The sequence below is a fragment of the Candidatus Sodalis pierantonius str. SOPE genome (assembly GCF_000517405.1).
In the GTDB taxonomy this organism is placed as follows: Bacteria; Pseudomonadota; Gammaproteobacteria; order Enterobacterales; family Enterobacteriaceae; genus Sodalis_C; species Sodalis_C pierantonii.
Genome location: NZ_CP006568.1, coordinates 4,192,519 through 4,206,136, shown reverse-complemented (window position 1 = coordinate 4,206,136; position 13,618 = coordinate 4,192,519). Strand labels below are relative to the sequence as shown.

At 59.0% G+C, this 13,618-nt stretch carries 14 protein-coding genes and 4 pseudogenes; 10 read left to right on the top strand and 8 right to left on the bottom strand.

What is annotated here, in order from left to right; genetic code table 11:
* Window positions 1–12 precede the first annotated feature (12 nt).
* Together SOPEG_RS20860 and ruvX are read left to right on the top strand one after the other, a co-directional pair.
* Complete coding sequence (locus tag SOPEG_RS20860) at window positions 13–576, top strand: YqgE/AlgH family protein (RefSeq protein WP_025246786.1); 564 nt, start codon at window positions 13–15, stop codon at window positions 574–576.
* The gene (gene ruvX / locus SOPEG_RS20855; protein ID WP_025246785.1) at window positions 576–1,001 is read left to right on the top strand and encodes a Holliday junction resolvase RuvX; all 426 of its coding nucleotides are present in this window, start codon (window positions 576–578) and stop codon (window positions 999–1,001) included. Before SOPEG_RS20860 ends, ruvX begins: the two co-directional genes overlap by 1 nt.
* Before the next feature lie 169 nt (window positions 1,002–1,170).
* Here ruvX and rhaM read toward each other — a convergent pair.
* From rhaM to SOPEG_RS20835, 4 genes and pseudogenes are all read right to left on the bottom strand, one after another.
* Window positions 1,171–1,485, bottom strand: a pseudogene (rhaM, locus tag SOPEG_RS20850) (L-rhamnose mutarotase).
* A 13-nt stretch (window positions 1,486–1,498) separates the two neighbouring features.
* Window positions 1,499–2,333, bottom strand: a pseudogene (rhaD, locus tag SOPEG_RS20845) (rhamnulose-1-phosphate aldolase).
* Between the two features lie 12 nt (window positions 2,334–2,345).
* Window positions 2,346–3,602: pseudogene (locus SOPEG_RS20840) on the bottom strand (L-rhamnose isomerase).
* Window positions 3,599–4,840 carry an FGGY family carbohydrate kinase gene (locus SOPEG_RS20835; protein ID WP_038469178.1) on the bottom strand — a complete coding sequence of 414 codons (1,242 nt, stop codon included), beginning with the start codon at window positions 4,838–4,840 and terminating at the stop codon, window positions 3,599–3,601. The pseudogene SOPEG_RS20840 and the gene SOPEG_RS20835 overlap by 4 nt, the downstream one beginning before the upstream one ends.
* Before the next feature lie 316 nt (window positions 4,841–5,156).
* Between SOPEG_RS20835 and rhaS the strand changes: the two genes are divergently transcribed.
* Entirely contained in the window at window positions 5,157–5,981 is an 825-nt protein-coding gene (gene rhaS, locus SOPEG_RS20830) for an HTH-type transcriptional activator RhaS (protein WP_025246783.1), read from the top strand.
* A 145-nt stretch (window positions 5,982–6,126) separates the two neighbouring features.
* Window positions 6,127–6,981, top strand: a complete 855-nt coding sequence (locus SOPEG_RS20825) for a helix-turn-helix domain-containing protein (RefSeq protein WP_025246782.1) — start codon at window positions 6,127–6,129, stop codon at window positions 6,979–6,981.
* A gap of 26 nt (window positions 6,982–7,007) precedes the next feature.
* Here SOPEG_RS20825 and SOPEG_RS31065 read toward each other — a convergent pair whose 3' ends face one another.
* The 4 genes from SOPEG_RS31065 to SOPEG_RS20810 form a co-directional block, all read right to left on the bottom strand.
* Window positions 7,008–7,064: a twin-arginine translocation signal domain-containing protein gene (locus SOPEG_RS31065; RefSeq protein WP_081743134.1), complete on the bottom strand. Its 57-nt coding sequence runs from the start codon at window positions 7,062–7,064 to the stop codon at window positions 7,008–7,010.
* A gap of 39 nt (window positions 7,065–7,103) precedes the next feature.
* Window positions 7,104–8,138 (bottom strand): L-rhamnose/proton symporter RhaT, encoded by a 1,035-nt coding sequence (rhaT, locus tag SOPEG_RS20820; protein WP_025246781.1) that lies wholly within the window; start codon window positions 8,136–8,138, stop codon window positions 7,104–7,106.
* Between the two features lie 266 nt (window positions 8,139–8,404).
* Window positions 8,405–8,692 carry a hypothetical protein gene (locus tag SOPEG_RS20815; RefSeq protein ID WP_081743085.1) on the bottom strand — a complete coding sequence of 96 codons (288 nt, stop codon included), beginning with the start codon at window positions 8,690–8,692 and terminating at the stop codon, window positions 8,405–8,407.
* Window positions 8,693–8,960: 268 nt separating this feature from the next.
* The gene (locus tag SOPEG_RS20810; RefSeq protein WP_025246780.1) at window positions 8,961–9,917 is read right to left on the bottom strand and encodes a type IV pilus twitching motility protein PilT; all 957 of its coding nucleotides are present in this window, start codon (window positions 9,915–9,917) and stop codon (window positions 8,961–8,963) included.
* A gap of 16 nt (window positions 9,918–9,933) precedes the next feature.
* Here SOPEG_RS20810 and SOPEG_RS20805 point away from each other — a divergent pair, with 16 nt between their 5' ends.
* From SOPEG_RS20805 to SOPEG_RS20780, 6 genes and pseudogenes are all read left to right on the top strand, one after another.
* Window positions 9,934–10,629, top strand: coding sequence for a YggS family pyridoxal phosphate-dependent enzyme (locus SOPEG_RS20805; protein ID WP_038469175.1), 696 nt, complete (start codon window positions 9,934–9,936; stop codon window positions 10,627–10,629).
* 38 nt (window positions 10,630–10,667) lie between these two features.
* Window positions 10,668–11,489, top strand: a complete 822-nt coding sequence (proC, locus tag SOPEG_RS20800) for a pyrroline-5-carboxylate reductase (RefSeq protein WP_025246779.1) — start codon at window positions 10,668–10,670, stop codon at window positions 11,487–11,489.
* 52 nt (window positions 11,490–11,541) lie between these two features.
* On the top strand, window positions 11,542–12,081 hold the full coding sequence (locus SOPEG_RS20795) for a YggT family protein (protein ID WP_038469172.1): 540 nt from the start codon (window positions 11,542–11,544) through the stop codon (window positions 12,079–12,081).
* A 5-nt stretch (window positions 12,082–12,086) separates the two neighbouring features.
* Window positions 12,087–12,384, top strand: a pseudogene (yggU, locus tag SOPEG_RS20790) (DUF167 family protein YggU).
* A gap of 59 nt (window positions 12,385–12,443) precedes the next feature.
* Complete coding sequence (gene rdgB, locus SOPEG_RS20785; protein ID WP_025246778.1) at window positions 12,444–13,037, top strand: RdgB/HAM1 family non-canonical purine NTP pyrophosphatase; 594 nt, start codon at window positions 12,444–12,446, stop codon at window positions 13,035–13,037.
* Window positions 13,030–13,563 (top strand): hypothetical protein, encoded by a 534-nt coding sequence (locus tag SOPEG_RS20780; protein ID WP_025246777.1) that lies wholly within the window; start codon window positions 13,030–13,032, stop codon window positions 13,561–13,563. Before rdgB ends, SOPEG_RS20780 begins: the two co-directional genes overlap by 8 nt.
* Window positions 13,564–13,618 lie beyond the last annotated feature (55 nt).

Below are 13,618 nucleotides of genomic sequence, written 5' to 3'. Positions count from 1 at the left end.
CCTATTTAAAGCATGAATTTACAGCACCATTTTCTTATTGCCATGCCCTCGTTGCAGGATCCGCTGTTCAAGCGTTCGGTGGTCTACATCTGCGAGCATAACAGTGACGGCGCCATAGGTATCGTCATCAACAAGCCCGTCGAGCAATTCACCGTCGAAAACGTGCTGCACAAGCTTAAAATCATGCCCGCCGACCGCGATCCGGCCATCCGGCTGGACAAACCGGTGTTTGCCGGCGGCCCGCTGGCGGATGACCGCGGCTTTATCCTGCATACGCCGCGCGAGAGTTTTGGATCCAGCATCGGTATTTCGCCGCAAACGATGATAACCACCTCCAAGGATGTGCTGGAGACGCTCGGCACCGCCGATCAGCCCGAGGATGTGCTGGTCGCGCTCGGCTACTCCGGCTGGGAGCAGGGCCAGCTGGAGCGCGAGCTGCTGGAAAACGCCTGGCTTACCACCCCCGCCGACAGCGAAATTCTGTTCCATACCCCCATCGCCGCCCGCTGGCGCGAAGCGGCCAAAACCCTCGGCATCGATATTCATAATATCGCCAACCAGGCGGGTCATGCCTAATGGCCGGCGCCGGCAGCATCATGGCATTCGATTTCGGTACGCGCAGCATCGGCGTGGCCATTGGTCAACGCGTTACCTGTACCGCCCGACCGCTGACGGCGTTCAAGGCCCGTGACGGCGTGCCTGACTGGCAGCAGATCGAAAAACTGCTCAACGAGTGGCGGCCGGATACGGTAGTGGTGGGGTTACCGCTGAATATGGACGGCAGCGAACAGCCGCTGACCGCCCGGGCGCGCAAGTTCGCCAACCGGCTGCACGGCCGCTTTGGCGTACAGGTAGTGCTGCACGATGAACGCCTCAGCACCGTCGAAGCCCGCGCGGGTCTGTTTGCGCGCGGCGGCTATCGCGCGCTGGAGAAAGGCAATGTGGACGCAGGGTCGGCGGTCATCATTTTGGAAAGCTGGCTCGAACAATTTCCCGAGTAACACTACGGCACCATCGTCGGTCGCCTGCGGCGTCATCGCCGGCAGAGGCGACCTACACGCCGCGCAGCGGTACTGCCACAGCTCGCAGGAAGGTCTCCTGGCCCGCAACAGTGGCGATATCATAACGCAGGGCAACGGCGCGTCTCTCTTGCCGCTACCACGGACCGACTTACTCCAGATAAAACACCGGCCGCAGGGTGGCGCTTACCGGGCTGTTATCGGCGTTGGCGGGCATGACGTCGGTCATATGGCGCCACCAGCGCTGGCACACTTCCGTCTCCGCCACCGCATTCCAACACGCTTCGGATTCCATCTCTACATAGGCGAACAGTAGATGGCGCTGTTCATCAAGAAAAATACTGTAGTGATGGGCGCCGTGCTACTTTAGAGTCTGCGCCAGCTCAGGCCAGATCGGATTGTGCCGGCGTTCATACTCTTGATGCGCTTCGGGATTGACCTGCATAATAAAGGTTTTTCTTATCATCACATTTCCCCGTTCAACGCGACTCAACGTCCAGCGCCGCCGCCATCGGCGTCACGCCGAAACGCTCGCCGAGCGCGACGAGTTCAGCGCAACTGATGGTCTGCTTTTTGCCCCCCATCGAGCGGACTTTCATCATCACCTCGGCGGATTTTTCCGCGGTATCAATCAGGCCGAAAGCGTCATCCAACGAGGGAGCGCTGGCGAAAATACCGTGAAAAGGCCAGAGCACCAGCGAATGCGCGTGCATTTTTTCCGAGGTAGCGGCGCCAATACCGTCGGTCCCGGGGACCATCCAGGGAATGATGCCTACCCCGTCGGGGAACACCACCAGACACTCGGTGCTGCCTTCCCACAGCTCGCGGGTAAAGCGGGCGGTATCCAGCTCCAGCACATAGCTTAAGGCGATAAGATTGGTGGCGTGGCAGTGCATGATGACCCGATCGCCGCCTCCCGTCACTTGTTTACGCACGGCATGGGACTGCAGGTGCGTGGCCAGCTCGGAAGTGAGCAGTCCACCGGCGATAAGCCCCCACAGGATACGGTAACCGGTGCCGTCCTCATTGAGTTGCAACAGTGTTAAACTGTCGGCGGGAGAGAGCTGCACGTTGCGGAAAAATTTGCCGGAGCCGGTGACCAGAAAATAACTGCCGGCCAGCGCCGGCACCGGCGCCGACAATGTTTCGCTGCGCGGCTGCGGGTTAAACTCTGCCCGGTAGGGGGGCGACATCCTCTAGCGTCAGGCGCAGGCTTACGTTACCGCCGTTGCGTTCGTCCCAGCCTTTGAGCCACATATCGCTGGTCGCCTTGACCATGTCCTGAACGAACCAGGAAGAAAGTAATGATTGCATAACCAGGTATCCTCAGCGTTGACTTAACACGGTTTGTTCATATTCGCGCACCGACGACAGCCAATCGCTGCCCACCGGTACCTGATGTTGTTGGCAAGAACGATCCCACACCGCCTATCACGGCAGCGATTTTTGCTCCTCCAGCAGCGCCAGACGCGCCGTATAATCGCCGTCCTGTCCCAAGCGACGCAACGTGTCCGTGGGCTCCAGCAGCGCGCGCAGCAGCGCTTTTTTCATATTACGGGTGCCGATAACCCAGGCGGCGATACGGCTAATGGAGGCATCAAAGAAGTCCAGGTCGATATGGACCCGGTTGAACAGTTTTTGCCGCACGATCTCGCTGGCGATAGCCTGTGTTTCATCGTCCAGCAGAACCACATGATCGCTATCCCAGCGCACCGGCCGGCTAACGTGCAGCCGCAAACGCGGGACAAACAGGCTGGCGCTGGAGATTTTATCGGAGATGACCTCGGTGGGATGGAAATGACCGGCGTCCATGCACAGCGCGGTACCGCGGCTGGTGGCGTAGGCAAGGTAGAATTCCGCCGAACCGACGGTATAATTTTCCGCGCCGATGCCGAATAATTTACTTTCCACCGCGTCGATATGATGGCGCGGGCCCAGTTTTTCCGCCAAAACCGTATCCAGCGCCGCCATCAGCCGCTCGCGCGGCGCCAGCCGATCAATGGTGAGATCTTTCATCCCGTCCGGTACCCAGATATTCATCACCGACGCCGTTCCCAATTCACGGCCGAAATAGGCGGAAATGCGACGGCTGGCCTGGCAGTGCTCAATCCAAAATTGACGAATCTTGTCATCGGCATGGGAAAGGGTGAAGCCATCAGCGCTCAATGGATGGGAAAAGCAGGTAGGATTAAAGTCTAGCCCCAGATGCTGATCCCGCGCCCAGGCGACCCAGCGGGCGAAATGCGCCGGCTCGATGGCGTTGCGCTCTACCGGTTGCTCCGCCTCCAGATAAATGGTGTGCAGATTGAGCCGCTTCGATCCCGGGATCAGGCTAAACGCCTGCTCCAGATCGGCGCGCAGTTACTGAGCATTGGTGGCTTTACCGGGATAATTACCGGTGGCCTGAATCCCCCCGGTCAAGGTGCCGGTGGGGTTCTCACAACCGGCAACATCGTCGCCCTGCCAGCAATGCATCGAAACGGGCAGCGTATCCAGCAGCGCCAGCGCCTGCTCCACGTTGACATCACTATCGGCGTAGCGCTGTTTGGCCAGTTGCCAGGCTTGTTCAAGGGATGAGTTCATAACAGGATTTCCTCTTGCGAATGGCAAAGCGCCTGAAAGCGTTGCCAATGATGGGCAAAATCGGGTATCGGGCTGGGCAGGTAGTGCGCCAGCGGAAAACTGCGCGTGACGATCCGGCGCCAGGCCGCTACGTCTGTCACTTCGTTAAGCGCCATGAGCTGGCACCCCACGTTGCCGAGCGCGGACGCTTCCACCGGCCCCGCGGACACCGACAGTTGGCAGCAATCGGCGGTGAGCTGGTTAAGCCAGCGGTTTTGGCTGCCGCCGCCGACGATATGCAGCAGCGCCGGCAGACTCTCAATCCCCAGCTCCTGGGTGATGCGGTTCAGTAACCACAGGCCCATAATATTTTTAAGCACCCGGTAGCGGCCGTTCACGCCGCCTTCATTGGTAATATTCAGCGCCAGGGCGCGGCCGTCGCAAAACGGATTGTGGCTTTCCACGCCCATTAACGACCAGGTGCCGGAGCTCAGGTAGGCGCAGCTTTCGTCTTGCAGGGGCGAGGCGACCACCGCGCTGGCGGTATCATGAGTCGCCACGGCGATAACCGCCACCCGTTGTCCTGACGGGCTAATCCAATAACCGGGCGTATTGCCCGGTGGGCGAGGGGTACCGAACCAATGGCGGGGGACCCCCAGATAGTCCAACAGGGCGTGATCCCAATCATTCGTCGCCAGATTAAGCAGTTGCGTGGTACTGGCGTTGGTATATTCCCAGTTAAGCGCGCCGGTCAGCCGGTAATGAAAGTAATCGGGGATCAGCAGCAGATGCGCGACGTCGTTTGCCGCAGCCTCCGGCTGCCGCTGACGCCAGGCTTGCAACTGATAAAGGGTGTTAAACGGCAGAAATTGGATCCCGGTACGCCGGTAGATGTCCTCCCGGCCCAGATCGGCGCTCACCTGCGCCATGACGCCATCGGTGCGATGGTAGCGGTAACTGACCGCCGGCGCGACGCGCGCGCCCGCCTGGTCAAGTAACACATAATCCACGCCCCAGGTATCAATACCGATGCTGTCTAGAATTGTGCCGTCGCGATCCAACTGACCGATGCCGGTAAGGATTTCCTGCTCGAGGCGGTCCAAGTCCCAACAATCCGCCCCCTGCTGCTTAACGAAGCCGTTAGCGAAGCGGTGAACTTCCCGCAGGCTTATCTGCTGCGCGGCGCCGTCCCAGGTCGCCAGCATCACTCGGCCGCTGGTGGCGCCCAGATCGACCGCTATGATATTTCGCATCGCCATAGTCCTTGTCCTCGTTGCTGCTCTGGTTGGCAGTGTAAGCAGGAACAGGCGACGCCACCTTCCGGTGGCTGCCACCGGCGCTAGCGGGCTGGCAAAATCGTCAAGGTGAATGTGAATCCGATCACAAAAGCAATATCGCCTCCGTTTGTCGCCGCGCCCCCCTCCGGCCACCTGTGATCTTCGCCGCAAAATCCATCACGGGGGCCGCAAAACTTGAAAAAAAACCGCAATGCGGCGTTTGACGGTCGGGAATTGAAGGCGTACCGCATTATCGCGGCATAAGATAAGGTCCCTGTATCATGCTGAGGTGCCTGAAATGACGTTACTGTACGGTGATGATTTTTTTGTTTCCCCAGACGCTACGGTTGCCATCGTACCCCGCCCGCCGCAGTGGGATTTTCCCGAGCATTATCACGATTTCTGGGAGATAGTGCTGGTGGAAAACGGATCGGGCATACATGTCTTCAACGATCAACCTCACATGCTGTGTAGCGGCACCGTCTGTTTTGTCCGGGCCGATGACCACCATCTGTTTGAAAGCGTGGATCGGCTGAATATGATCAACGTGCTGTACCGCGCCCCCAACGGATTTCGTTTTTTGCAGAATATCGCTCCGTTTCTGCCGGGCGAACGACAGGTTCACTGGCAAGTCAATCACGCGGCGCTGCAGCAGGCCAAGCAATTGATTCACACTCTCGACGCGCTGAGCGGTGATCTGTCGTCGGAGAATATTGCCGCCAGCGAAGGGCAATTTCTGCAATTGCTTATCGTGCTGCGCCAGGGGTGTTTCCAGGCCCACAGCGACGGCAACCGCGAGCAGCGTCTGCAAGATCTGTTACGCTGGCTTCAGCATAATTTCAGCGACAATGTCGACTGGCTGACCCTCGCCGATCAATTTCAGTTACCGCTGCGCACGCTACATCGCCAGCTAAAGCAGCAAACCGGGATGACGCCTCAGCGATATTTGAACCGGTTACGCCTGCTGGAGGCGCGCAAGCAGCTAAAACAGTCCGATAAAACGATCACGGAAATTGCCCACGCCTGTGGTTTTAGCGATAGCAATCATTTCTCCACCCAGTTCCGGCGTGAGTTCTCTCATTCGCCGAAAATGCTGCGCCAGGGCTATCCCGACCTGTTGTAGGTGCCGCACGCGACGGGCGGTTACCCGGCCATCACCGCCCCTCCTTCCGACGCGACAAAAAATGTGTTTTGCAACGATAATCAGATAATTAACCACAAAATTATGTCATTATTCTCTATTGCTTTTTAGCTTAGGGGATGACGGCATGAATGGCCTTAAGCTGCAGGTTTCCGACTATTTCCTGACCGACAAAAACGCGGTCACCGTTGCCGATCGTCGACCACAGCCCGCCTTTCCACAGCATAGTCATGAGTTTGACGAAATCGTCTTTGTCTGGCGCGGCAATGGCCTGCATATTCTTAATGAAGTGCCCTATCCCATCACCTGTGGCGATCTTTTTTATATCAACGCCCGCGACCGCCACGGTTATGAATCGGTCAACGATTTAGAGCTGGATAACGTTTTATACCGGCGCGAACTGCTTACCCTCAACGTTAACTGGCAGGATCTGCTTCCCGGCCATGCTTCGGGGACGGAGGCGCGACAGTATTGGCGTTTAAGCACGCCCGGCATGGCCATTTTGCGCCAGAGCGTCGATGCGCTGGCGCAGGAGTGCATGAAATCCGATGCGCTATCGCTGCTGCTGAGTGAAACTCTGTTTTTGCAGTTGGCGCTGAGGACTAAACGTTTCCGTCATGCCCCGGACAGCCCATTTATCTCCGACGCCGAACAGCTGGATCTGCTGCTGATGGCGCTGCGCGTCAATATCAGCGCGCCTTTCCGCCTGGATGATTTTTGCCGCCAGTACGGCCTTAACGCCCGCACGTTGCGGGTGATGTTCAAAAACCATACCGGTATGGGTATTCATCATTATTTGCGTCAGTTACGCCTGTGCAAGGCGATGGACCTGCTGCGCCACGGTCAGCAGGCGATAGGCGATGTCGCCTCGCTGTGCGGCTTCGACGACAGCAACTACTTTTCAGTGGTGTTCAACCAGGCTTACGGGCTGTCGCCGCGCCAATACCGCCAGCGCTTTCAGAAGGTCCTCAGCCCCGGTTGACGGTTGATCACGCCGCTAGGCCGCACCTATGGCGCGCTTGCGCCGGCGGCACCCGAGGCCTGTAACGCGCCACGCCGGTTAATTCCGTAACCGTCACTCGACCGCCGTTTACCACGCGGAGCTCAGGAAGCCATACCCAAGCCTACGATATTGGCGGCCAGGATAATCACCTGCGCGCCGATACATAACCAGCTTACGGGTTTTTTGCCAACGCCCAGCCACTCTTTCAGCACCAGTCCGACGATGCAGCCGCACAGCACATAGCTGCTCATATGCAGCATCCAGCTAACGAACGCGTACTGGGATGGAATATTGGCATGACCCCAGGCGTAGAAAAAGAATTGCAGATACCACATGACGCCGGCGAGAATTGAAAACAGCGCATTGGCTATCAGCAGCGATTTCCCGACCGAGAGATCGGCCTTCAGGGATATTTCCCGGCACGTAGCGAGCCGGATAAAGCAGTAGCCCAGATTGACAATAGCGTCGCCGCCCATAATCACCACATAGCTGGGCTGCGCAACGTAAAGCGGGCTAATTCCGGCGTTTTTCGCCGCTTCATGCATCGGTACCGCCGCGTCCATAGCAAACGACATGCCCGCCGAGAAGAAGCCGCAAACGATCGCCAGCAATAACCCTTTCTTAAGGTTGAATTCTTCCGCCCGGCCCCCCTGGGCCCGTTCTTTTAACAGGCCGGCATAGCTGACAATACCCACGCCGACGACCGCCACCAACACCCCGACCAGGGTAATCCGGCCGCCGGTGGTGTTGAGCAGGACGCCGAATTTCCCCTGAAGGAGAGGCGTTAATAATGTGCCGACAATAAGCGTAATACCGATGGCAATACCAATTCCCATCGACATCCCCAGGTAGCGCATCGTCAAGCCGTAGTTAATATTGCCGACGCCCCATATCGCACCGAACAGGAAGACCGGCAGCAGCGTACCCCAGGGAAAACTGCGGTAGTAGGCCCAGAAGTCCGGCAGCAGCATCCAACTGATGACCCAGGGCAGAATGACCCAGGAGAAGAAACCGCCAAGGGACCACATGGTTTCCCAGCTCCAGTGACGAACTTTTTTGAACGGGGCATTAAAACAGGCGGCGCTGGCGGCGCCGATGAAATGCCAGAAAATCCCCAGCACGATAGAACTACCCATGGACAAGCTCCTGTCTGCAAAGTGAGATCGCCGCCGGCGTCGAACTGCGAGGAAGCGGTGATGGAGGAATACGGTCAACAAACGCGGAGGTCAGTGTAGGGATCTTGCTGGGCGTAACGCCTTCGGATCATTGCCATCTTTTTTGTTAGCGTGGCAATATCAGCAACCTGATAGTGAGCGCGGTCACAAACGGATAACATCATGGCGGGCGTGGATTGCGGCGGCTAACCTGAATGGCCGCCGCCGGTCGAGAACGTTTAATCCTTTTAGATTAACAGTTCAAAATACAGATTGGTGACGTCCGGATCGTCATCAGGTCCGCCCTGCTCGGTCACCGAGACCATTTTCCAGCCGTCCTGTGCCAGTGCAGGAATGGTTTTGCTGCCAATGTCAGGGCAATTAAACACCGTGCTGTCGGATAATTCATGACTGCCGGGGCCTTTGCTTAAATCGATTTTTACGGTGGTTGAATGGCAAACATGGGCCTGGCCGGCAACGCCGGCGAACGGCGCCACCAAACACGCCGCGGCTATAAGCATTTGCTTGATTTTCATCTAGTTGTCTTTCCTTGTAGTGAAGCACGATACCGCCGCCCGCTCCTTCGGCGCTGGTCAGCGCCGGGGAACAGCAGCAGCATACGAGACGGCATGACAAGAGACAAAACAATCCGTGGCCAAAGTGATGTTCACGTAGCAATAAATCGCTGCCCGGTGCCCAACGTCACGGCGCCGGGAGTGCATTGCGTCATGTCCGCAAGGGTATTGTGTCATGCCAGCGAGGGCGCAAGAAAAGCTGTACGGATGCTGCAATGCCGCGTTTTTTTCAGGACGCAGCGGGCGAATGCCGGCTTCCCGAACGCCGACAGCCCATCTGTAGCCCCGGCAGCAGATGGGTTTTCCTTTCGCGGATGAGGTGACGCACCGCGGGCGTCATGGTCAGCAGTTCAAAGAGCCCCATCCGCCCGCCCGCGGGGCGCCTGACCAATTGCTGCGCCATCACCCCCAGCAGGCTGCCGGCGAGCAGCGCGCGGGCGAAACTCTGCTGCGCGGCGGGAAAGGCGTCCACCAGCCTGTCGACCGCCTGGCTGGCGCTGCGGGCGTGCAGCGTACACAGCAGAAGATGGCCGGTTTCCGCGGCGGTAAGCGCCAGGGCAATAGTGGCGCAATCGCGTAGCTCGCCGAGCAGGATAACGTCGGGATCCTCGCGCAGGGAGGCGCGCAGCCCCGCGTGGAACCCGTTGCAGTGGCGCCCTATTTCCCGCTGGTGGATAAGACAATGCCTTGAGGCATGCAGATGCTCGATGGGATCCTCAAGGGTAATGATGTGCAGCGCCCGGCTGTCGTTGAGCTCATTGACCATCGCCGCCAGCGAACTCGATTTCCCGCTGCCCGCCGGCCCGGTCACCAGCACCAGCCCCCGCGGCTGCGCCAGCAGCTCCGCCGCCGGCAGCCCCAGCTCCGCCATACGCGGCGGCCGGGTGGGAATAAGACGCAGGCTTAGTGCCAGGCCGCCCTGCTGCAAAAAGAAGTGGGCGCGCACCCGCTGGCCGCCGGTTAGCGTCAGGGCCGCGTCCCCCTGACCGCCGCGCGCCAGCAGGTCTTGCTGGCGCGCGTCAAGATAGCGCCGGGCGCAGCCGGCGATGTCGCTCTCTGCCAAGGCCGGCGCCTCCAGCGGCCGCAGCAGGCCATCCACGCGAATTATCGGCGGCTGACCGGGACAAAGGTGCAGATCGGAGGTATTATGCTTTACACTATGGCCCACCAGTTTATCCAATTCCATATGACCTCCTGAAACCATGAGCACTATCGAGCAGAATCTACAGCGCGTTTATCAGCAAATCCGCACGGCTGCGCAGGATTGCGGCCGCGATCCCCGGCAGATAATCTTGCTCGCCGTCAGTAAAACCAAACCTGTGACGGCGATCGAAGCCGCCATCGCAGCCGGTCAGCGGGCCTTTGGGGAAAATTATGTGCAAGAGGGCGTGGAAAAAATAGGCTGGTTCCGGGAACGGTCTGAGGGCACGGGGCTGATTTGGCACTTTATCGGTCCGCTACAGTCCAATAAAAGTCGTCTGGTAGCGGAAAATTTCGATTGGTGCCATACCCTGGATCGCCCGCAGCTGGCCAGGCGGCTAAACGATCATCGGCCGGCGCAACGCGCGCCGCTCAATGTGCTAATCCAAATCAACATCAGTGACGAACCGACGAAAGCCGGTATCGCGCCCGAGGACATGTTGTCCCTTGCGGCGCTCATCGCGGAGTGTCCACGTCTGCGGTTGCGCGGTTTGATGGCGATCCCGGCGCCGGAAAGCGACTTCCAGTGGCAATTGGCGGTGTTTAAGCGCATGTATGACTTGTATGAAGCCTTACAACGCGTCCACCCCGGCGTCGACACGCTGTCGCTGGGCATGACGGATGATATGCCTGCGGCTATCGCCGCCGGCAGTACGCTGGTGCGTATCGGCACCGCGATTTTCGGCGCCAGAGACTAGGGTTACGCATCCCCCTAAACAGCTTAACGAGGAACTGCATGCAACAGCGTAAAATCACCTTTATCGGCGCCGGTAATATGGCGCAGGCCATCATCGCCGGTCTGGTGGATAACGGCTATCCCGCGCATTTGATCACGGTTTGCGCTCCCTCCGCCACGCACCGCAACGCGTTGGCCGAGCGTTACGGCGTACAAAGCAGCGGCGATAATCTGCGCGGCGCGCGCGAGGCGGATGTGGTGGTACTGGCGGTGAAGCCGCAGCTTATCGCCCAGGTCTGCGAATCGCTGCGCACAGAGGTAGATTTTTCCGGCAAACTGGTGCTTTCCATTGCCGCAGGTGTTACCGTGAGCCGGTTTTATGCGCTGCTGGGCGAAGATATCGCCATTGTGCGGGTGATGCCCAATACGCCCTGTCTAGTGGGCAAAGGGATGAGCGGCCTGTACGCGCGCCCGCAGACTCGCGAGGAGGACAGGGCATTCAGCGCCCAATTAATGGGCGCGGTGGGAAAACTGTGCTGGCTGGAGCAGGAAAGCGATATTAACGGCGTTATCGCCGCCGCCGGCAGCGCGCCGGCCTATTTTTTCCTGTTTATGGAAGCCATGCAGCAGCAGGCGCAGGCGCTGGGTTTCGATGAAACCACTGCCCGTACCCTGGTGCTGCAGGCCGCGGCCGGCGCCGCCGCGCTGGCCGCGGACGCGGGCGATACCCCTTTCGCCACCCTGCGGCAAAACGTGACCTCGAAAGGGGGCACCACCGCCGCGGCGCTTCAGGTCTTTGCGCAACAGGAGCTGCCCCGCACCGTCGCCAGCGCGATGCAGGCGGCGGTCGCGCGCGCTGAAGAGATGGAAAAATTATTCTGATGATTGTCGCCGACGCGGCGCTTGTTAACCTGATTAAGGACATTTACCTCTTATGCCGACGGCTTTGTTCAAAACGCTAATCGATCTTTATATTATGGTGCTGCTGCTGCGCATTTGGATGCAGTGGACGCGCTGCGATTTCTATAATCCGTTTTCGCAACTGATTGTCAAAATCACCCAGCCGGTGATCGGGCCGCTGCGCCGAGTTATTCCCGCCCTCGGGCCGCTGGACAGCGCCTCGCTGTTGCTGGCGTTAATTTTGGCGATGATCAAATTCCCGCTGCTGATGCTCATCGAGGTGCACGTTCTGATCCTCGATCCCATTTTTTTGCTGGTCGGCCTGCTGGCGCTACTGAAAGCAGCCGATGAACTGGTGTTCTGGGTGGTGATTATTCGTTCCTTGCTCAGTTGGGTCAGCCAAGGCCGCAGCCCGATGGATGTGGTGCTTTATCAATTAACTGAACCGCTAATGTATCCGATTCGCCGCATTCTGCCGGCTATGGGCGGCATCGATTTTTCGGCAATGGTGGTGATCCTCATCCTTTATGCCTTGAATTATCTTGGTATGAGTCTGTTCCCGGGAATTTGGTAACGCCTATGATCGGCGTTTGGCACGAGGGCGATACGCTGGTGCTGCGGCTCTATATCCAGCTCCAGGGCCTGCCGCGACCATATTGCCGGCGTCCACGGCGATGAAATCAAGGTCGCCATCACGGCGCCGCCGGTGGACGGCCAGGCGAACAGCCATTTGATTCGTTTTCTGGCGAAAGAATTTGGCGTGGCGAAAAGCCGCGTCATCCTGGAAAAAGGGGAACTGGGGCGCCATAAACAGATCCGAATCGACCAGCCCCGGCAAATTTCCGAGCCCATCGCACGTCTATTGGACGCTGCCTGAGCCCCCTTAATCATTGCCCGCGGCTCGCGGCGCGGCGCGCGATAATTGCGGATAAACCTATGCAAAAAGTAGTATTGGCCACCGGCAACGCCGGTAAAGTGCGCGAGCTTGCCGGCGCGCTGGCGGATTTCGGTATGGAGATAGTGGCGCAGAGCGCGCTGGGCGTGGCGTCGGTGGAGGAAACCGGCCTGACGTTTATTGAGAACGCGCTGATCAAGGCCCGGCACGCGGCTCGGGTCACCGGTCTGCCGACCATCGCCGACGATTCAGGCTTAGCGGTGGATGCGCTCGCCGGCGCGCCGGGCATCTATTCGGCTCGTTATGCCGGCGAAGACGCCAGCGACCGGCAGAATGTGGATAAGTTGCTGGCGGCGCTGGCCTCGGTGCCGGACAGTCAGCGTGGCGCCCAATTTCACTGCGTCCTGGTTTATCTGCGCCATGCCGACGATCCAACACCGCTGGTGTGTCACGGCAGTTGGTCCGGCGAGATTGCGCGCCAACCGTCCGGCGCCGGCGGTTTCGGCTACGATCCCGTTTTCCTGCTGACTGAGCAAGGCCGCACCGCCGCCGACCTTAACGCGGAAGAAAAGCAGGCGCTCTCCCACCGCGGTCAGGCGCTGGCCTGCCTGCTGGACGCCATGCGCCATGCCTAATTTACCGCCGCTCAGCCTGTATCTGCATATTCCCTGGTGCGTGCAAAAATGCCCTTATTGCGATTTCAATTCCCATGCGCTGAAGGGTGAAGTACCGCACCAAGACTATGTCGATCACCTGCTGGCGGATTTGAGTCATGACCTACCGCTGACGTCGGGCCGCGCCGGCAATACCCTGTTCATCGGCTGCGGCGCCCACGGCAAGCTGACCCAGCCGGACGGCACGGTTTTGCGCACGGTGAAAACCCGCCATCCGCGCGGTTATATGCAGGGCAATTATCTGGCAAAACGCTATCCGGTCGCGCCGGCTGATTTGCCGTTTGAATATTTCATGAACCGTTTCCGACTGTTGGAAGCGGCGCCGCGCGCGGAATTCATCGCCTTTACCGGGCTGGCGGAAACCACGGTGCGCCCCGCGCTGGATCAGGCGCTGGCCGTCGGGTATATCAGCGAAAGCGATAGTCATTGGCAGGTCACGGACAAAGGAAAGCTGTTTCTCAACTCCCTGCTCGAGCTGTTTATGTAAGATCGCGACGCTGGTGAAGGCGTTAACAGTCACTATCGCGCCCGGCGCCGTACGA